Genomic DNA, 18,127 nt, shown 5'->3' with positions numbered 1-18,127 from the left:
GGTCAAGTGACTTATGTACGTCGATTCCGCGAGGACCAGAGTGAGTCGGGCCAGCATCCGCCACAGGAAATGGACCAACACGTCATGAGCGGTAACCGACCGGACGTACGGGCCCGCCGGGCGTCGTACGACAGCCTTGAACTGACCTTGGACATCGAGCGGGTGCTGGACGTCTCCGCCCGGCAGCCCGTCCGGGCGCGGTTCCGCTTCGACGCGGAGTCGCCGCTGGTCGTGTGCGTGGAGTTCCTCATAGCGGGCGGTCCGCGTGTCCTGTGGCGGATGGGCCGCGACCTCCTGCAGCAGGGGCTGTACTCGGTGAGCGGCCTCGGGGACGTCCAGATCTGGCCGTCGCACCCGGACGTCGGGGCCACCGCGCGGCTCCGGCTGGCCTCGCGGGACATGGCGGCCCTGTTCGAGCTGCCCGTGCCCGCGCTGGCCGAGTGGCTGCAGCGCACCTACGAGCTGGTGCCCGCCGGTCACGAGCTCGCCGGGATCGACTGGGACGTGGCCACCACGGACCTGCTCCGAAACCCCGGGACCCGGTCCGACTGATCGCGGGGTTTCCCTTCGCCGTCCGGGGCGGGCGAGGCCGCCGGGCTCAGCGCACGGGGCGCCGTGCCGCGACGAGGACGGGACCGCCGGGAACGGTCGGGAAGGTGCTCGCCTCCACCAGTCCCAGGGACTCCAGCTCCTCGGACATGTGCGCCGTGTCGAAGGAGTTGCCGCCGCCGCGCACCGCGGTCCACCGGCCGACCGAGCGGCGCAGCGCGTCCTGGGCGACCGGGTTGGTCCCCGCCACCAGCCACGCCCCCGGCGCCAGGGCCTCGGCGAGGCGGGGCAGGGCCGCCCGCAGGGCCTCCTCCGGCAGGAACGGCGCCGGCAGCCAGACCAGTTGGTAGGCCGCCCGCTCCGACACGTCCACCGCGTCCTGAAGGCGCAGCGACACCCGCGCGGCCACGGCCGGTTCCGCGGCGGCAAGTTCGTCCCGTCCGAGGTTCAGTGCCCGCTCCAGTACGTCGATGCCCTCCACCCGCGCCCGCGGGAAGCCCTCGGCCAGCGCCAGGGCCAGCGCGCCGACGCCGGTACCCACGTCGAGGATGCGGCTGCCCTCGGCCGCCAGCCGCTCGGCGCATCCGGCCAGGCGCGGCACGATCCTCCCGGCGAGCGCGCGGCCGGTCGCCGCGGAGGCCCGTCCCTGGTTGAGCAGCACCGCGTCGGCCTGCGCGCCCCAGCCGCCCTCCGGGGTGCCCGCCTCGTCGCCTGCGGCGGCCGCGACGGCCTGCCGCAGCGAGCTGAGCTTCGCCTCCACCGCGCTGCGCGCCGTCGCCTCGTCCGGCCCGTCGAGCGAGGGGTGGACGACGAGGCCGTGCGCGCCCCGGCGGACCAGGCCCACGCTCTCCAGGACCGCGGTCCGCTGCGGATCACGCAGGAGCGCGTCCGCGAGGGGCTCGGAAAGAGCCTGCCGCCGAGTGCTCACGACCGCGGCCATGGCCCATACGGCGGCCTCCAGAACGGCCACGGGGTCCTCACCGAGCGGCAGGGCGAGATCCGCGGAAGGCGTGGCGGATTCGGGCGATACGGACATGAGGCCTCCGGAGGAGTGCTGCCGCGACACATGTGTCGCGCGTGTACGCGGACATGCTGCCACGCGGCGCGGCCGAACATCCGCGCGGCCACCTACAGCGTGCCGGGCGGCCGGCAGGCACACTTACCAGGCGGTACGTTGGGGGGAAAGCAGGTCGGGGTGACGCCGTCAGACCGCGAAAGCCGGAAGAAAAGCCCGCATCCCCTGCATACGCAGGCACACCAGCGCCTATCGTGAAGGTGAACATGTCCGACGAGCCGTCCGGCGTCGACACCTTTCCGCACGGGACCCTCCCCGTGGGTACCATGCGCAGCGTCATCCATATCGAGGGAGTGAACCGCTTGTGACCAGCGAGTCAGCCGCCACGCTCCGATCGCGGTACGTGGAACAGGCCGCATCGGACCTGGAGAAGAACCGCCGACGGCAACAGGAGCTGGCGGAGCAGATCGCGGTGTTGAAGCAGGAGGAATCCCTCCTGGCGGAGATCATCAAACTCGCCGAGCGGTACGAGGGCTTCGCCGACGCGTCGCGCCTGCCCGAGCAGCTGCAGGACGAGCCCGTCGTCGCGAAGGCGAAGCGGGCTCCCGACCGGGCCGCCGCGCGGCGCCCGTCAACGGCCGGGAAGACCCGGGGCACTTCGGCGAAGGCGGGCGCGAAGGCGACGTCGCCTCAGGCGCTGCTCGGTGACGTTCTGGCGGACCTGCTCGGGAAGTACGAGGAGCCGCGGCTGGCGAAGGAGCTGCGGGACGAGCTCCTGGAGAGGTTCCCTGACCGCAACCCCACACCGCAGGTGGTGCGCAACACCCTTGAGTCACTGGTCGCCAAGGGACGTGTCCAGCGGCACAAGCAGCAGCGCTCCGTCATGTACACCCTGGTCGAGCCGGGTTCCGCCGCCCGTTGATCCGTATGCCCGTCCCGCGGGCAGGCGTCGCCGCCCGCGGGCCCGGTCACGAGTCGCGCCGCGTCTCCAGCAGGCGCAGCCACACCTCGCTGATGGTGGGGAAGGCCGGTACGGCGTGCCACAGCCGGTCGACCGGCACTTCGCCCGTGATGGCGACGGTCGCCGAGTACAGCAGTTCGCCGACCCCGGGACCGGCGAAGGTGGCGCCGACGACGACCTGGCGCTCGCGGTCGACGAGGATCCGTGCCCTGCCCCGGTAGTCGGGACGGTATTGCAGGGCGCCCGCGAGAAGGCCGATCTCGTGGTCGACGACCTCGACGGCGCGGCCGGTGCGTTCGGCCTCGGCGGCGGTCAGTCCGACGGCGGCGACCTCGGGATCGGTGAAGACGACGCCGGGGACGGCCTCGACGTCGGCCGTGCTGCTGTGCGGTGCCCAGCGACCGGTGCCGAGTTGTTCGCCGCGGGCGCGGGCGGTGATCACGGCTCCGGCGACGCGGGCCTGGTACTTGCCCTGATGGGTGTAGAGCGCCCGGCGGTTGACGTCGCCGACGGCGTACAGCCAGTTCCCCGGGACCCCGGTGACGGTCAGGTTGTCGTCCACGGCGATCCAGTCCCCCGGGGCCAGCCCCACGGTGTCCAGCCCTATGTCCTGCGAGCGCGGCGCCCGGCCGACGGCGAACAGGATCTCGTCGACGGTGAGTTCACCGCCCTCCGACAGCGTGACGCGGACCGCGCCGTCGCTCAGCCGCTCGGCTGCGACGACCGAGACGCCGAACCGCACGTCCGCGCCGGCCTCCCGCAGCCGCTCGGTGACCAGTTCGCCCGCGAAGGGCTCCATCCGCGGTAGCAGCCCGGCCCCGCGGGCGAGCAAGGTCACCTGGCTGCCCAGGGCCTGCCAGGCGGTGGCCATCTCGACGCCCACCACGCCGGCGCCGACGACCGCCAGACGCGGCGGCGCCTCCTGGGCGGAGGTCGCCTCCCGGCTGGTCCAGGGCCGCAGCTCGTCGACCCCGGGCAGCGCGGGGAGCGCAGCCCGGCTGCCGGTGCACACGGCCACGGCGTGCCGTGCCCGCAGGCGTACGGTGCCGCCCTCGGGGGTCGACACGGTCACCTCGCGCTCCCCCGCCAGGCGTCCGTGGCCGCGGAGCAGTTCGATTCCGGCAGACGCGAGCCACTCGACCTGGCCGTCGTCCTTCCAGTCCGCCGACATGCGGTCGCGGTGCGCCAGGACGGCCTTGGTGTCCAGCGGGCTCCCGACAGCGGGATCAAGGCCGGGCATGTGCATGGCGTCGGCGCGGAGCAGGGCGGGGCGCAGCAGTGCCTTGCTGGGCTCGCAGGCCCAGTACGAGCACTCGCCGCCGACCAGTTCGCTCTCCACGATGACGGTGCTCAGGCCCGCGGCGGCGGTGCGGTCCGCCACGTTCTCACCGACGGGGCCGGCCCCGATCACGATGACGTCGTAGGTGCGGGTGTTCTCGGTCGTCATGAGTCCTCCGGTGAACGGACTCCGGCCGGACGGCCGGTGCCGTCTCCCAGCCTCGACCGGCAAGGGGGCGTCCCGCATCAGTCACCTGACGGTGTCCTTCCTGACCGGCCCGGTGTCCGGGTGCTCGCCGCCAGCTTCGGGGACGGCCGGCGGGCCACGTGTTGACAGGGCGAGGACGCCCATGCCACGATCGTCACCGGTTTAAGCGGTGACGATGACGAGCGAGCGGCTCACCCGTGTTCACACGTGTGGACCCGCCCGGCACCGGCCGGGATCGTTGCCGCCGCGAAGGAGCACACTGACCATGGCAAGAAAGCCGAAGCCGGGGCCGGAGCCTGAGCCGAACTCGGACACTGAGCCCGAGCCGGAGGCCGAGGGCGCGCCGGTGGGCCGGCGGGCGATGCTGGGCATGCTCGGCGCGGGCGCGGCGGGACTCGCCACAGCGCCCTACCTCCAGCGCAAGTGGGAGGACTTCCTCGCCGCCGCCTCCCAGGTCGACGCATCCGGCCTGACCGGCCTGCTGCCCAACCCGGGCGGCTTCCGGTACTACAGCGTCGTCGGCTCGGTGCCGCACAAGGACGAGACGAACTACCAGCTGCGGGTCACCGGACTCGTGGAGCGGCCCCGGCACTACACCCTCGACCACCTGCGCGCGATGCCGCAGGCCAGGGTCGTCCACGACGTCGTGTGCACCGACGGCTGGCGGGTGGAGAAGGTGCCCTTCGACGGCGTGCGGCTGGCGGACATCCTCGACGACGCCGGGGTGCGCTCCCCGGGCGCGGCGATCCGGTTCACCTGCTTCGACGGCGCCTACAGCGAGAGCCTCACGCTGGAACAGGCCCGCCGCTCGGACGTCCTGGTGGCGCTGAACATGCAGGACAGGCCCATCTCGCACGCGCACGGCGGCCCCGTCCGCCTCTACGTGGCGCCCATGTACTTCTACAAGTCGGCCAAGTGGCTGTCCGGTATCTCGGTCATCGACAAGGTCGTCCCCGGCTACTGGGAGGAGCGCGGCTATGCCGTCGACGGCTGGCTCAACGACGCCGACCGGCGCGGCAATGCGGCCTGAGGCGGCCGGCAGGGTCCGCCGCTTCAGCCCCGCGGAACGCTGGGTCCACCGGGCCACCGGCCTCCTCATGCTGGTGTGCCTGTCCACCGCCGCCTGCCTGTACTTCGGGCCGCTGGCCCAGCTCGTCGGGCGGCGGTACCTGATGGTCACGCTCCACGAGTGGTCCGGCATCCTGCTGCCGCTGCCCTTCGTGCTGGGGCTCGGCTCCCCCGCCTTCCGCGCGGACCTGCGCCGGATCAACCGCTTCTCGGCCTACGACCGGCAGTGGCTGCGCGCCGCCCGCAGGCGCCGCAACCGGCACGCGGCCCGCCCGGCCGGCAAGTTCAACGCGGGCCAGAAGCTCTACGCGGGCTGGATCGCCGGCGCCGTGCTGGTGATGATGTTCACCGGCCTGCTGATGTGGTTCATGGGGCTGCTGCCCTCCATCTCCCGCACCAGTGCGATCTTCGTCCACGACATCCTGGCCTGGGCGATCGCCATCGTCCTGCTCGGGCACATGCGCAGGGCCCTCGAGGACCCGGAGGCGAGGCTCGGCATGCGGACCGGCTACGTCAGCAGGTCCTGGGCACAGCGGCACCACTCGCAGTGGCTGGGCAAGGACCGTACGACGACCGCAACGACCACGCCGACCGAAGCGGACAAGGTGTGACCCCCGTCGTATGACCTCACACCTCCTGCGGGCGACGGTCCGAGCCCCCGGTGCGCCGACCGTCAACTGACTGATGCGGCCGCGCATCGCGTGCCGCCAGAGTGGGACCTGGCCGGCGTAGCGGACGAACGAACCCGCCGGCCCACCCGATGTTCTTCTGATGTGACGTGCAACATGTGTCGCCGCAGTCAGGCGCACACCTCCTTCTCAGATTGGGAAAGCAATGAAGAAAGCTCTCGCTGTCCTCGCGGCCGGTGTGCCGCTGGCCGCCGTCGCGGTGTATCTGCCGAACGCGTCGGCGGAGCCCACGAGCACCCCCGTCTCCGCGCCGCCGGCCTGTGCGGCGCCGTCCCTGCAGGCCCCGGCCGGCACCGCGGTGGAGTCCGTGACGGCGGTCCGCCAGCCGGGCGGCACCGTCCACGGCACCGGCATCCTGGGCGGCACCGCGGAGAACGTCCCGGCCTACTGCGATGTGACGGTCACCCTCACGCACCCGGGCGACAACGACCACGCCAAGGTGCGGACCTGGCTGCCCCTGGAGCAGTGGAACGGCCGCTTCCAGGCCCTCGGCGGCAGCGCCTACAGCGCCGGGGACAACGGCGTCGGCCTGGCCAACGCCGTCAAGAGCGGCTACGCGGCGACCACCACCGACGCCGGCGTCGGCGACGTCGTCGACACCGGCTGGGTGCTGGACGGCAAGGGCCAGGTCAACGCCGCGCTGCTGAAGAACTTCGCCTCCCGCTCCGCACACGAGGCAACGGTCGTCGGCAAGGCCGTGGTGGCCGGGGTCTACGGCAAGCGCGCCGCCTTCTCCTACTTCACCGGCTGCTCCACCGGCGGACGCCAGGGCTACATGGAGGCCCAGCGCTACCCCGGCGACTACGACGGCATCCTCGCCGACGCACCCGCCGTCAACTGGGACGAGTTCGAGGTCGCCACCCTGTGGCCGCAGGTGGTCATGAACAACGAGAAGACCTACCCGACCGACTGCGAGTTCAAGGCCTTCACCAGCGCCGCCGTCCAGTCCTGCGACGCGCTCGACGGCGTCAAGGACGGCCTGGTCAACGACCCGTCCCGGTGCGACTTCGACCCGCGCCGGCTGGTCGGCACCACGGTCGTGTGCGAGGGCAAGGAGCTGACCATCACGGCGGCCGACGCCACCGTCGTCCGCAAGATCTGGGACGGCCCGCGCACCACGTCGGGCAGGAAGCTGTGGTCCGGCGTCCCGATCGGCGCCGACCTGAGCGGTCTTGCCGGCATCACGAAGGACACCGACGGCCCGGTCAAGGGCGCGCCCTTCCAGGTGCCCGCCCTGTGGGTCCAGCTCTTCCTGGAGAAGGACCCCTCCTTCGACGTCTCGACGATCACCTACAGCGACTTCACCACGCTGTTCAAGCAGTCCGAGGCCGAGTACGACAAGGTCATCGGCACCGACGACCCGGACCTGTCCGCCTTCCGCAAGTCCGGCGGCAAGCTGATCACCTGGCACGGCAGCGCCGACCAGTTCATCCCCACCGCCGGCACCGTGCAGTACCACGACCAGGTCGAGCGGGAGATCGGCAGCGCCGAGAGGACCGACGACTTCTACCGTCTCTTCCTCGCCCCGAACACCGCCCACTGCGGCCTCAACGGCGCCGACGGCTCGGCCGACGGGCTCGGCGCGCTGACCTCCTGGGTCGAGCACGGCAAGGCGCCCGCGACCCTGCCCGCCACCCTGATCAACGCCGACGGCCAGGCCGTCACCCGCGACCTGTGCAGCTACCCGCAGGTGTCCCGCTACAAGGGGGACAACGCGGACCCGGCTCTGGCCTCCAGCTTCCGCTGCGTCTCCCCGTCCCGGCACTGACCGGGCCGACCACCAACCCCTGATCTGAGAAAGGCCGAACCAACATGAGCACGCAGACATCGGCGCCGTCGAGCACGGCGGGCGCGGGCGAACGCTCCTCCCTGCGGAGGCTGTACCTGGGCCGCGGTGTCCTGGCCGTGGTGTGGGCACTGGCGTTCGCCAAGGCCCACGGGGACCTCGACGCGGCGGCGATCACGCTGCTGGTCGCCTACCCGCTGATCGACGCGGTGTCCTCGCTGATCGACCACCGCGCCACCCCCGACGGCTCGGAGCGCCGCGTCATCGCGTTCAACGGGGTGCTCAGCACGCTGGCCGCCGTCGCGCTCGGTTTCGCCGGCGCCGGCGGCGTGGCGCCGGTGCTGCATGTGTTCGGCGCCTGGGCGCTCGTCTCCGGTGCCGCCCAGGTGGTCGTGGGAGTGCGGCGGCGCGGCCCCGAGCTGGGCAAGCAGTGGCCGACCCTGATCTCGGGCGCGCTGTCCTTCCTGGTCGGCATCACCTACAACATCCAGGCGGCGGGCGACAACCCCTCGCTCGACGTGCTGTCGGTGTACGCCACGGGCGGCGGGGTGTGGTTCATCCTCCAGGCCCTGCTGCTGGGCTGGAAGTCCCGCCAGCTACGCACCAGCACCGCCTGACAGCAGCACCGCCGCCGTCCGTCCGTCCGCGGCACGGAGCCCACCGAGCGGTGTGGCGGCCACCGATTTCAGCGTGATCTTCAGGAGAGTGCCCTCATGGCCAGAACCAGTGTCACCTTCGACAGCGCCGGCATCGAGCTGGCCGGTCACCTCTACGTCCCCGACGCACCGGCGGCGGGGCCGCGGCCCGCGGTCGTCGTCGGCCACCCCGGCACCGGGGTCAAGGAGCAGGCGGCCGGCCTGTACGCGGGCCGGCTGGCCGAGCAGGGCTTCGTCGCGCTCGCCTTCGACTCCGCCTTCCAGGGCGAGTCCGGTGGTCTGCCGCGCGGTCTTGAGGACCCCGCTCACCGGGTGGAGGACCTCAAGGCCGCGGTCACCTTCCTCACCACCCGCGGTGAGGTCGACGCCGACCGCATCGGCGCCCTGGGCATCTGCGCCTCGGGCGGTTACGTGCTGAGCGCCACCGGAGGTGACCACCGGATCAAGGCGGTGGCCACCGTCAGCGGCGTCGACATCGCCCGCCAGTTCCGATTCGGCGCCGACGGCGCCCAGGACCTCGCCGTCTTCCAGGGGATGCTGGACGCCGCCGCCCAGGCCCGCACCGCGGCCGCCCTCGGAGTGGAGCCCGCGGTGCTGCCGATCTTCCCGGAGACGGCCGAGCAGGCCGGCGCACTCGGCGGGGAGCACGGCGTGGAGGGCTTCGAGTACTACTGCACCCCCCGCGGGGCGCACGAGCGGTCGGCGAAGTTCTTCGTCTGGGAGAGCGTCGACAAGATGGCGGCCTTCGACGCCTTCCACGCCGTTCCGCTGATCGGCGACCGCCCGCTGCTGCAGATCGTCGGCACCCGGGCCGTCACCTCGTGGATGGCGGTCGAGGTCCACCAGCGTGCCGTCGGCCCCAAGGAGCTGCACTGGATCGAGGGCGCGAGCCACGTCGACCTCTACGACAAGCGGGAGTGCGTCGACCCCGCGGTCGCCAGGCTCACCGGCTTCTACACCGCCCGCCTGGGCGCCGCGGGCTGACCCCGCCGCACAGCGGCGCGCGAAGGGGCCGGCAGCGGAGGCTGCCGGCCCCTTCGTGCGGGCACGACGCCCGTCAGGCGCCGCCGTCCGCCTTCCCCAGCCGTCTCCTGAGCTGCGCGAGCCACAGGACGTTCAGGCGCTCCGTCCACACCGGGGCCAGCGCGTCGATGGACCTGGCGACGGGGCCGCGGACCACGTTCTCGGTCACCACAAGGGTGCCGTCCGCGACCGGGGTGAGCAGCCAGGCCTGGTACAGCTGCACACCGCTGCCGATGCCCGACCAGCCGAGCCGGCTGTGCGGCACGTGTTCTCCCAGGCAGATCTCGAACGGGTGGTCGTGGAACCGCACCGCGAAGGCGCCGGCGACCGCCCCGGTGCGCGCCTCGGTGACGCCCGGGACCCATTCCGGCCATCGCGCCACGTCCGTGAGCAGGGCGAAGGCCGTACTGGGCGGAGCGTGCACGACGGCCTGCGCGCGGCAGAAGCCATGTGCCTGGTCCGGCGAGAAGCCGGCCGGCCAGTGGATGTCCGGATGGCTGTCCGACGCGCCGACCATCCGGTTCCCCTCTCGTGGTGCCGGGTGGCATCCCACGCGGCCACCGGGGGTCCGTCCATGCCGTCCCGGCGTCCACTGTGCGCGCAGGCGCGGGGCACGGCATACGTCGAATGACTGAGCGGGGCCGAACCCGTCGGTCCGCGTCCGCCGCGCTCAGCCCTCGCCGTTCCCGGAGGCCCCTTCGAGCCGGGAGAGCGCGTCGCGCAGCGCGGCCCGCGAGCTGATGCCCAGCTTGGGATAGATCTGGTACAGATGCGTGCCGATGGTCCGATGGGACAGGAAGAGCTGTTCGGCGATCTGCTTGTTGGTCAGTCCGGTCGCCGCGAGCGTGGCGATCTGCAGCTCCTGGGCGGTCAGCGCCGCGGCTCCCAGGCGGGCGCCGGCCGCCGACTGGCCGCTGGCGCGCAGCTCGGCCGCGGCGCGCTCCGCCCAGGGCCTGGCCCCCAGGCGCTGGAACCCGTCCAGCGCCTGCGTCAGTTGTTCGCGGGCCTGCGCCGTGGCACGCAGCCGCCGCAGCCGCTCACCGTGGAAGAGCCGCACGCGCGCGACGTCGAAGGGCCGGCGCTCCTGGTCGGGCAGGGACAGTGCCCGCTCGAAGAGCGCGACGGCCTCCTCCCCCGGCGTGGTCATCGCCTCGCAGGCCAGCACCAGGAGCTCCAGCCGGGGCGAGAGACCGGCCATCTCGGAGTCGCGCATGGCGGCGGCGTGGGCGGCTGCCTCCTTCTCCCGGCCGGTCCTGATGGCCGCCTCGACCAGATCCATCGTGCCCCACATGGCGATCGGGATGTAGGGGGCGACGGTTCCCGGCGGGCTGAGAGCGCTGCCGTGCTGGTACGCGGTCTCGAAGTCGCCGCTGCCGAGGGCGGCCAGCGTCCGGGCGTGGCAGGCGAAGTAGCGCGCGCCGTGGGTCCCGCGCGGTGTCGCCCAGCGGATGATCTCCTCGGTCAGCGCGGCACTGGTCTCCCCGTCGCCCCGCACACCGGCCACCGCCGCCTGGATGTACTGGAAGTACCAGGCGTAGAACCGGTAGTCGTGGTCCTCGCACAGCCGCAGCCCCTCGGCCGCCAGCTCCGCGGCGTCGTCCCACCTGCCCAGGTGGAAGTAGTCCAGGCCGAGGTGCATCAGCGCGCCCAGGTACCTGCGGACGGGCGCGGTGCCCGCGCGGCCCTGCTCCACCAGCCGGCGGGTGGCCCACCGGAATTCCCCGAGGCGGTCCGCGAAGACCGCGGCGGTGCCGACGCGCACCACCTGGGTGGGGTCGTCGCCGAGGGCGGCGATCAGCTTCGTCAGCCGGGGCAGGGCCTCGGGTCCGGTGCGCGCCGGGTCGCCGAAGGTCCTGATGATCACCCAGAGCAGTTCGGGCGGTGCGGGGGTGAGCCGGTCCATGAACGCGAGCAGCGGCTGCCACAACGTCGCGTCACCGCCGTACCAGCACAGCAGCACCAGCAGATGCAGAGCCTCGACGAGGGCCGCGTCCGAGGCGTCGTAGCCGTGGTCCCCGGCTTCGATCGCGCCGACCAGGAGCCGGTACGCGGTGTCGATGTCGCCGTCCCTGTTGATCAGGAGGAACGCGGACGCGGCCGCCGCGTGCAGCGACTCGCGCCCCGTGGCGGGGTGGGCCAGCTGGGCGCCGGCGAGCAGCCGCGAGGCGTCCTCCAGCTCGCCGCCGGAGTCCACGCCGACGTAGGCCGCCTCGGCCAGCCGGCGGCTCTCGTCGGCCGCCGCGGGGCTGAGCCCGGCGGCCCGGGTGAGCGCGGACACCGCACCGAGCGCGTCGCCGCGCCGCAGCCGGCGCCGCGCGGCCTCCTCCAGCAGCGCGGCGACCGTCTCGTCCCGGCCCACGGCGGCCTCTCCCAGGTGCCAGGCCCGGCGCTCCAGCTGGTCGCCGAGTACGCCGGCGAGCGCCTGGTGGGCTCTTCTGCGCTCCGAGGCGGTCGCCAGATCCACCACGGTGGAGCCGATCAGCGGATGCCGGAAGGACAGCCGCTGGTTGTCCGCGGAGACCGTCACCAGCCGGCTCCGCTCCGCGGGGGCGAGGTCGTCCACGGAGCCGCGGCCGGCCGTGGCGGCCTCGACGCAGGCCAGGTCGCCGGTTCCGTCGAGGGCGGCGATCAGCAGCATCTCGCGGCTGCGGTCGGGCAGGCCGGCCACCCGCTCGGCGAATATGGCCTGCAGCCGTTCGCTCAGGGGCAGCACGCCGGGCACGGCCGCCAGGGCCGCGCGCTGCTCGGTGGAGAGCGCGGTGGGCAGCTCCACCAGCGCGAGCGGGTTGCCGCGGGCCTCGGCCGCGATGCGGCGCCGTACTGCGGGCGAGACATCGGGGTGGGCCAGGGCCAGCAACTCGGCCGACGAGGCGTCGTCCAGCGGCTCCAGCAGGCGGGTGCTCAGGCCGCTGGGCTCGAAGAAGCTGACGGCGCCCGCGCGGGAGGCGGCCAGGAAGCCGATACGGCTGCCGATGAGCCGGCGGGCCACGAAGCCGAGGACGGCGTTGGTCGCCCGGTCCAGCCACGGCAGGTCGTCGACCACGATCAGCAGCGGGGTGCGGACGGAGATCATCCGGAGCAGCAGCAGCGCCGCGGTGGAGGTCAGGAGGCGGTCGGGCGGCGGCCCGCTGCCGATGCCGACCGCGACCCGCAGGGCGTCGCGGTGGACGTCGTCCAGGATGTCGAAGTCGTCGAACAGCGGGACGAGCAGCTGGTTGAGTCCGGCCTAGCTGATGTCGGCCTCGAACTGCACGCCGGCCGCGCGCAGGACCCGGGCGCCGCCCCGCGCCGCGCCGGCCGCCACGGCGTCGAGCACGGCGGTCTTCCCCACGCCCGCCTCGCCGGAGAGCAGCAGAGCCGCTCCCTGGACCTCGGAGTTGCCGAAGAAGGACTGGATGAACGAGAGGTCCCCGTCGCGACCGACCAGCCGCGTGGAGGCAGGGCAGCCCCCCGGGTCCATGTCGTTCATCGGGCTGCCTCCAACGGCCGGCTCATCGCAGCCCGGGTCCGCTGCCGACCTGGCTGCGACAGCGCCAGGGCCCGAGTCTAGAGGATGTCCGGATTGCGCCTCTGACCTCGGCCGACCTCATCGAGCCGCACCGGGACGGCGGCAGCTCCGACCTGCCGGCGGCATCCGCGCGGGAGGACACCGGAAGAAGCGGTGTCCGTGGCAGCGAGCCGAGGCGGGTGGCCTCTACACGACGTCGAATTCGTTGCCCTCGGGGTCCTGCATGGCGGCGGCGTAGAGCCCCGTGTCCGGCTCATCCTTGATCCGCAGCACGGTGGCACCAGCCTTGACGAGGCGCTCCACCGCGGCATCGACCCGCTGCGTGCGGACGTCCAGCGGGACGTCACGGCCCCCGCCGACCTTCAGGTCGAAGTGCCAGCGGTTCTTGGCGACCTTCGGCTCAGGGACCTGCTGGAACCACACCCTTGGTCCCCCTCCGGCGGGGTCGATGATCGACTCCGGAATGTCCCCGGCACCGTCGGGCAACTCCGCCTCGGGCACCCCCACCGCCGCCCAGTAGGCACGCCACGTCGCGTGCCCGCCGGGCGGAGGCTCAGGTACGTAGCCCAGGGCCTCGGCCCAGAAAGCCACCATTCGCTGCGGATCGGAGCAGTCGATCGTCACCTGCACTGTCATCTCCATGCTCGGAGCGTCCCAGACAGGTCTGACAGACGATCCCCGGATCCGCCGGCCCGCGTCCTACGCTGAGCCCCGTCCGAACTACCGGGGAGAAGCATGACAAGCAGGTTCACCGAGCTGACCGTCGACTGCCACGATCCGGAGAGGCTCGCGGCCTTCTGGTGCGAGGTCTTGGACTTCGAGGTGATCGACCGGAGCGGGGACAAGGTCGAGATCGGCTCCTGGGTGCCGACCGTGGAGGAGGTCCGTGCCCGCCAGATGCCGCCCACCCTGGTGTTCATCCGCGTGCCCGAGGGCAAGACCGTCAAGAACCGGCTCCATCTCGACGTCAGTCCGATCGACGGCAGCACCGAGGACGAGGTGACCAGACTGCTCGGCCTCGGCGCCACCACGACGGACGTGGGCCAGGGCCCGGACCGGAACTGGGTCGTCATGGCCGACCCCGAGGGCAACGAGTTCGACGTCCTGCGCACCCTGGCACCGCAGGACTAGGCCGCGGTTCTGGTCCGCATCTGGCCGGCGGTGCCGCAGCGACGGCGGGCGGGCCGGTTCCGAGGAACCGGCCCGCCCTTTCCGTGGTGCCGGAACTACCAGCGCTCGGCGACGTGGAGGGCCACGGCGACCGGCGGCACCACATAGGGGGTGTCGCTGCTGAACACCAGTTGGGCGTCGTACTCACCGGGCTGCATGATCTCCGGGACGTCGGAGTCCAGCGTGACGGTGACGGTCACGCTCGCACCGGGCTGCAGGGTGATCCGGCTCCTGGACTCGCTGAGCCAGCTGACCTCGGCCCGGTCCTGCTGGTCGTATCCGGGGAGGTGCTCCACCGTGTTCGCCACCCCGTTGTCGCTGTCCGGGCCGCCGAACTTGTACAGGCCCAGGGCGCTGCCGCTGCGATAGGTCGCGGTGGGGGCGTTGGGCAGCACGCTCCAGCCGCCGGTCTGCGGGTCGAACGCGAAGCCCTGGTTGGTGACGAGGGTTCCGCTGACGCCGCTGGAGACGACCAGCAGGCCGTTGGCGGACGTGTAGCTCGAACCCCACAGCGGGATCGGCATGTCGGGAAGCCGGGACCAGCTGTCGGCGTCGGGGTCGTAGACGTAGGCGTGCTTGATCGGCTGGTTCCCCGGCACCCCGTCGGTCTGTGCCACGCCCCCGGCGCAGTAGAGGTTGCCGTCGATGCCCGCGCACGACTCCCAGGCGACCTTCTCCGGGTACGAGGCGATCGCCGACCAGCTGTCGGTGGCCGGATCGTAGACGCTGGCGTCGGTGGTGTGGCAGATGTACGCCTCGCAGCCGCCGACCGTGTACAGCTTGCCGTCGAGCGTCGCGGTGCCCGCTCCGCCGTAGGGCCGGGGTGCGGGTGCGCCGGTGGTCCAGGTGTTGGCGGCGGGGTCGTAGATCTCCGTCTTGGGGTCGGGGTCGCCGAAGAGCCCGAAGCCGCCCGCGACGTAGAACCTGCCGTTGATGAAGCCGTGGGCGGGGGCGGTCCTGCGGTCCTGCGCGCCGGCCAGCTGGGTCCAGCTGCCGGTGGACGGGTCCAGGGCGTAGAGGTCGCTGCTCGGCCCGTTGTCCATGTACCCGTCGGCCGAGTAGATCTTGCCGCCGTACGCGCCGGCCGCGTTGTCTGCGACGCTCTGCGGGAAGGCGGGTGCGCTCTCCCAGACGCCACCGGACGGCACGGCGTTCGCCGCGGCCTTCGGTGCGGCGGGACCGGCCGTCAGGGGCAGCGGGGAGAAGTCCCCCTTGGTGCGCTGCAGCGGTGCGCCCTGGACGGCGGCGGCGTGCGGGGCGCCGGACCTCTCTCCCACCCGCAGGGTCGCCGGAGCGCCGCCGGTGTTCCTGACCGTCAGTTTCCGGGTGGTCCGTCCGCCCCAGCCGACCGATGCGCTGATCGGGTCCGACGTGACCTGCAGCCGGCCGGCCTTGAGCTTGTAGGACGCGGAGACCGTGCTGTCGGCCGCCACCTTCACCTTCTCGGACAGCGCGGTGTAGGGGCGCTTCGCCACCGCGAGGTCGCGCTTGCCCGTCTCAGGGGAGAAGAGGGAGTAGTAGCCGTCCCCGAGCTTCGGGTCGTCCGGGGTGGCGACCGTCGTCGCGGTCACGGCGGGGTCGTCCTGGCTGGTGACCGTGGCGCCGATCAGGCCGCTGCCGGTGTTGACGTCCGCCACCGTGCCCACGACCAGGCCGCCCGGGGTGGGGGTGTAGTCGCGCTGGCCGACGAAGACGTTGTCGACTCCCCAGAACTCGCCCCAGGAGGCGGTGTAGTGGAAGCGCAGTCGCACACCCGGCTTGCCGGCGTAGTCGGTGAGCGGCACCTCGATCCGGCCGGGGCCGACCGTCCCGATGGTCGTGGACCAGACGTTCTTCCAGGTGGCGCCGCCGTCGTCGGTGGCGTCCACCTCGATCGTCTGCTCGGGGTAGTTCTGGTACATGGTGTTGAAGGCGAGCTCGGGGACCGATGCGTGGCTCAGGTCGTACACCGGGCTGATCAGCTGGGTGTCCTGGAAGGCGCCGTAGCCGAAGTGGCCGCTGTCGGCGATGGCGAACGCACCGTCACCGCCGGTCCTGTTGCCCCGCGCGTGGGGGTCGTCGAACTCCCAGCCGCCGGTGGTGCCGTCGGCGTTGACGACGCTCCAGCCCGTCGGTGCGGCGGTGCTGGAGGTGAAGCCCTCGGTGGGACCGGCCAGATGCACGGCGTAGCCGGCGGCCGTGGCCTGCCAGGGGTCCGTCGGCACGGACAGGTTCACGGTCCTGCGGACGTCGCCGAAGGTGACGGTCTTGTCGACCCCCTGGTATCCGGGCAGGGAGGCCGTGACGTGCAGGGTGTAGTCGTGCCCCCGGGGCAGGGTCATGGTGTACGCGCCGGTGGCCGGGTCGGTCCACACCGGGCCGCCGGGCACGCCGTCGGCGGTGATCCTGGCGTAGAGCGGCCAGCCGTGGCCGGAACCGTCGGTCACCTTGCCGGAGATCGTCTGGCTGGGCAGCGGCGACAGCGCGAAGTTCCTCGTCAGCGTGGCGCCGTCCGCGACCGCCACGGACTTGGCGGTGCCGGTGGCGTAGGCGAAGGCGTCGACGGCGACGTCATAGCTGCCGACCGGCAGCGTCAGCGAGTACGCGCCCTTGGCGTCGGTCCGGACGGCCGAGTCGCCGACCGTGACGGCCGCTCCCGCCACCGGCCTGCCGGTGGCCCGGTCGGTGACGGTGCCGGACAGGTCGCCGTGCGGGCCGCTGCGGAACGCCGCCAGGCCCTTGGGGGTGCCCAGGCCGGTCGGGCCGTCGTAGCCGGCGGTGCCGTTGCACAGGTAGGCCGGATCGCAACTGCCGTTGCTGCCGCCGGTCACGTCGTTGAGCCCGGCCCCGGAGGTCGCGTAGGGATAGGAGTTGGGGTACGTACCGGGGACCGGAGTGCCCGCGACGGCGTAGACGCCGGCGATGATGGGCGCCGAGACGCTGGTGCCGCCGTAGACCTGCCAGCCGCTGGTTCCGTAGGTCTGGTAGACCGCGACACCGGTGTCCTGGTCGGCGACGGCGGAGACGTCGGCGACGGAGCGGTTCGGGCAGCCGGTGTCCTTCTGGAACGCCGGCTTGGGCTCATAGGCCGAGCAGCCGGAACCGGCGCTGTTCCAGGCGGCCTCGGACCAGCCGCGGGCGGTGCCCGGGGCACGGACCAGCGAGGTGCCGCCGACCGACGTCACGTACTGCGAGGAGGCGGGGTAGGCCACCCCCATGCCGTAGTCACCCGACGAGGCGACCACGGCCACACCGGGGTGGTTGTAGTGGGGGTCGTACGCCGTCGCCTCTGCGGGGTCCTCACCGCTGCCCTGCGTGTAGTCCGAACCGTAGGAGTTGGAGACGTACTTGGCGCCGAGCGCGACCGCCTCGTCGACCGCCGCGCCGAGGCTGTCGAGGCCGTTGTCGTCGGCCTCGACCAGCAGGATGCGCGCGTTGGGCGCGACCGCGGAGACCATGTCCAGGTCCAGCGATATCTCGCCGGCCCAATCGGTGTTCGGTTCCGGGTAGTCGGTGCCGCCGCGCTGGTCGACCTTGCGGAAGCAGCCGGTGTCCGACGTGCACGCCGGCAGCCCGTACTGCTCGCGGTACACGGCGAGGTCGGCTTCCGCGGCGGGGTCGTCGAAGGCGTCGACGATGGCCACGGTCTGTCCGGTGCCGCCGCCTTCGGGCAGCGCGTAGGCGTCCTGCAGGTCGGCGGGTCCGTAGCCGACAGGGGTGTCCACGGCGGACCGCAGCCCCTCGACGGGCTTGACGTCGGTGCGGCGGAGGGCGTAGCACGCGGCGTCGCCCTTCGCGGGCGTGGCACAGGCCGGTTCGAAGGGGAGGCGCTGGTCCGCGGAGGCGGAAGCGGGGGCGGCGGGCGCCGTGGCCGTGGAAGGCGCCGCGCGAGCGGGTGACTGGAGGCCCAGCACGGCGATCACGGCCGCGCTGGACACGGCGATCAACAGATCGAGGGCGCGGGTTCCGCCGTCCCTCTTCCTGGGTTGGAACACGTTCGACTCCCTGTGTTGGGGGCGCGGCACGGTTTTCGTTGCGGACACGTCGGATGAGGGGACGGATCGGCGTGGGACCGGGTGGGCGACGGTGTGGACCGTTCGCGGGGTTCCGGGACGGCGCAACCGCCTGGCGTCAACGATCAGAGTTAAGGCTTGTGGCCAGCAGATGTATAGATCAAACTCGTGTCTGGTATCGCCACTTGGCGGATCGCGCCATGACGGGGCCGCCGGCCTGCCGG

At 72.5% G+C, this 18,127-nt stretch carries 13 protein-coding genes and 1 pseudogene; 8 read left to right on the top strand and 6 right to left on the bottom strand.

Translation table 11 applies throughout. From position 1 onward, the window contains the following. Positions 1 to 84: 84 nt before the first annotated feature. Positions 85 to 552: an SsgA family sporulation/cell division regulator gene (locus NFU81_RS01200; RefSeq protein WP_251483845.1), complete on the top strand. Its 468-nt coding sequence runs from the start codon at positions 85 to 87 to the stop codon at positions 550 to 552. Between the two features lie 46 nt (positions 553 to 598). Here NFU81_RS01200 and NFU81_RS01195 read toward each other — a convergent pair whose 3' ends face one another. Beyond that, positions 599 to 1,585 (bottom strand): class I SAM-dependent methyltransferase, encoded by a 987-nt coding sequence (locus tag NFU81_RS01195; protein ID WP_251483842.1) that lies wholly within the window; start codon positions 1,583 to 1,585, stop codon positions 599 to 601. Between the two features lie 343 nt (positions 1,586 to 1,928). Here NFU81_RS01195 and NFU81_RS01190 point away from each other — a divergent pair, with 343 nt between their 5' ends. After that, positions 1,929 to 2,486 (top strand): hypothetical protein, encoded by a 558-nt coding sequence (locus NFU81_RS01190; protein ID WP_251483839.1) that lies wholly within the window; start codon positions 1,929 to 1,931, stop codon positions 2,484 to 2,486. A 46-nt stretch (positions 2,487 to 2,532) separates the two neighbouring features. Here the strand turns inward: NFU81_RS01190 and NFU81_RS01185 are convergent, their stop codons facing one another. Next, positions 2,533 to 3,972, bottom strand: coding sequence for a dihydrolipoyl dehydrogenase family protein (locus tag NFU81_RS01185; protein ID WP_251483836.1), 1,440 nt, complete (start codon positions 3,970 to 3,972; stop codon positions 2,533 to 2,535). 400 nt (positions 3,973 to 4,372) lie between these two features. Between NFU81_RS01185 and NFU81_RS01180 the strand changes: the two genes are divergently transcribed. From NFU81_RS01180 to NFU81_RS01160, 5 genes are all read left to right on the top strand, one after another. Then, positions 4,373 to 5,041, top strand: coding sequence for a molybdopterin-dependent oxidoreductase (locus NFU81_RS01180; protein WP_251484091.1), 669 nt, complete (start codon positions 4,373 to 4,375; stop codon positions 5,039 to 5,041). Further along, entirely contained in the window at positions 4,989 to 5,690 is a 702-nt protein-coding gene (locus NFU81_RS01175; RefSeq protein WP_251483833.1) for a cytochrome b/b6 domain-containing protein, read from the top strand. Before NFU81_RS01180 ends, NFU81_RS01175 begins: the two co-directional genes overlap by 53 nt. Positions 5,691 to 5,913: 223 nt before the next feature. Then, a complete protein-coding gene (locus tag NFU81_RS01170; protein ID WP_251483830.1) occupies positions 5,914 to 7,536 on the top strand; it encodes a tannase/feruloyl esterase family alpha/beta hydrolase in 1,623 nt (540 codons plus the stop codon). A gap of 44 nt (positions 7,537 to 7,580) precedes the next feature. Then, entirely contained in the window at positions 7,581 to 8,171 is a 591-nt protein-coding gene (locus NFU81_RS01165; protein ID WP_251483829.1) for a DUF308 domain-containing protein, read from the top strand. A 96-nt stretch (positions 8,172 to 8,267) separates the two neighbouring features. Next, on the top strand, positions 8,268 to 9,194 hold the full coding sequence (locus NFU81_RS01160) for an alpha/beta hydrolase (RefSeq protein WP_251483827.1): 927 nt from the start codon (positions 8,268 to 8,270) through the stop codon (positions 9,192 to 9,194). 73 nt (positions 9,195 to 9,267) lie between these two features. On the opposite strand, the gene NFU81_RS01155 is transcribed toward NFU81_RS01160, so the two are convergent. The 3 genes and pseudogenes from NFU81_RS01155 to NFU81_RS01145 all read right to left on the bottom strand — a co-directional run bounded on the left by NFU81_RS01155 (position 9,268) and on the right by NFU81_RS01145 (position 13,383). After that, complete coding sequence (locus tag NFU81_RS01155; protein WP_251483825.1) at positions 9,268 to 9,750, bottom strand: SRPBCC family protein; 483 nt, start codon at positions 9,748 to 9,750, stop codon at positions 9,268 to 9,270. Between the two features lie 153 nt (positions 9,751 to 9,903). Beyond that, a pseudogene (locus tag NFU81_RS01150) lies at positions 9,904 to 12,702 on the bottom strand (AAA family ATPase). A gap of 225 nt (positions 12,703 to 12,927) precedes the next feature. Beyond that, positions 12,928 to 13,383, bottom strand: coding sequence for a VOC family protein (locus tag NFU81_RS01145; protein ID WP_251483822.1), 456 nt, complete (start codon positions 13,381 to 13,383; stop codon positions 12,928 to 12,930). Positions 13,384 to 13,476: 93 nt separating this feature from the next. Here NFU81_RS01145 and NFU81_RS01140 point away from each other — a divergent pair, with 93 nt between their 5' ends. Then, the gene (locus NFU81_RS01140) at positions 13,477 to 13,872 is read left to right on the top strand and encodes a VOC family protein (protein WP_251483819.1); all 396 of its coding nucleotides are present in this window, start codon (positions 13,477 to 13,479) and stop codon (positions 13,870 to 13,872) included. Positions 13,873 to 13,967: 95 nt separating this feature from the next. Here NFU81_RS01140 and NFU81_RS01135 read toward each other — a convergent pair whose 3' ends face one another. Then, positions 13,968 to 17,810 (bottom strand): carboxypeptidase regulatory-like domain-containing protein, encoded by a 3,843-nt coding sequence (locus NFU81_RS01135; RefSeq protein WP_422665123.1) that lies wholly within the window; start codon positions 17,808 to 17,810, stop codon positions 13,968 to 13,970. Positions 17,811 to 18,127: the final 317 nt, after the last annotated feature.

The sequence above is a fragment of the Actinacidiphila cocklensis genome (assembly GCF_907177275.1).
Classification (GTDB): domain Bacteria; phylum Actinomycetota; class Actinomycetes; order Streptomycetales; family Streptomycetaceae; genus Actinacidiphila; species Actinacidiphila cocklensis.
This window is presented reverse-complemented; position numbering and strand designations above follow the sequence as displayed.

Coding starts and splice junctions, on each gene's coding strand:
- NFU81_RS01200 (WP_251483845.1), top strand. CDS start 85: ATGAGCGGTAACCGACCGGACGTACGGGCCCGCCGGGCGTCGTACGAC.
- NFU81_RS01195 (WP_251483842.1), bottom strand. CDS start 1,585: ATGTCCGTATCGCCCGAATCCGCCACGCCTTCCGCGGATCTCGCCCTG.
- NFU81_RS01185 (WP_251483836.1), bottom strand. CDS start 3,972: ATGACGACCGAGAACACCCGCACCTACGACGTCATCGTGATCGGGGCC.
- NFU81_RS01180 (WP_251484091.1), top strand. CDS start 4,373: ATGCTGGGCATGCTCGGCGCGGGCGCGGCGGGACTCGCCACAGCGCCC.
- NFU81_RS01175 (WP_251483833.1), top strand. CDS start 4,989: ATGCCGTCGACGGCTGGCTCAACGACGCCGACCGGCGCGGCAATGCGG.
- NFU81_RS01170 (WP_251483830.1), top strand. CDS start 5,914: ATGAAGAAAGCTCTCGCTGTCCTCGCGGCCGGTGTGCCGCTGGCCGCC.
- NFU81_RS01165 (WP_251483829.1), top strand. CDS start 7,581: ATGAGCACGCAGACATCGGCGCCGTCGAGCACGGCGGGCGCGGGCGAA.
- NFU81_RS01160 (WP_251483827.1), top strand. CDS start 8,268: ATGGCCAGAACCAGTGTCACCTTCGACAGCGCCGGCATCGAGCTGGCC.
- NFU81_RS01155 (WP_251483825.1), bottom strand. CDS start 9,750: ATGGTCGGCGCGTCGGACAGCCATCCGGACATCCACTGGCCGGCCGGC.
- NFU81_RS01145 (WP_251483822.1), bottom strand. CDS start 13,383: ATGGAGATGACAGTGCAGGTGACGATCGACTGCTCCGATCCGCAGCGA.
- NFU81_RS01140 (WP_251483819.1), top strand. CDS start 13,477: ATGACAAGCAGGTTCACCGAGCTGACCGTCGACTGCCACGATCCGGAG.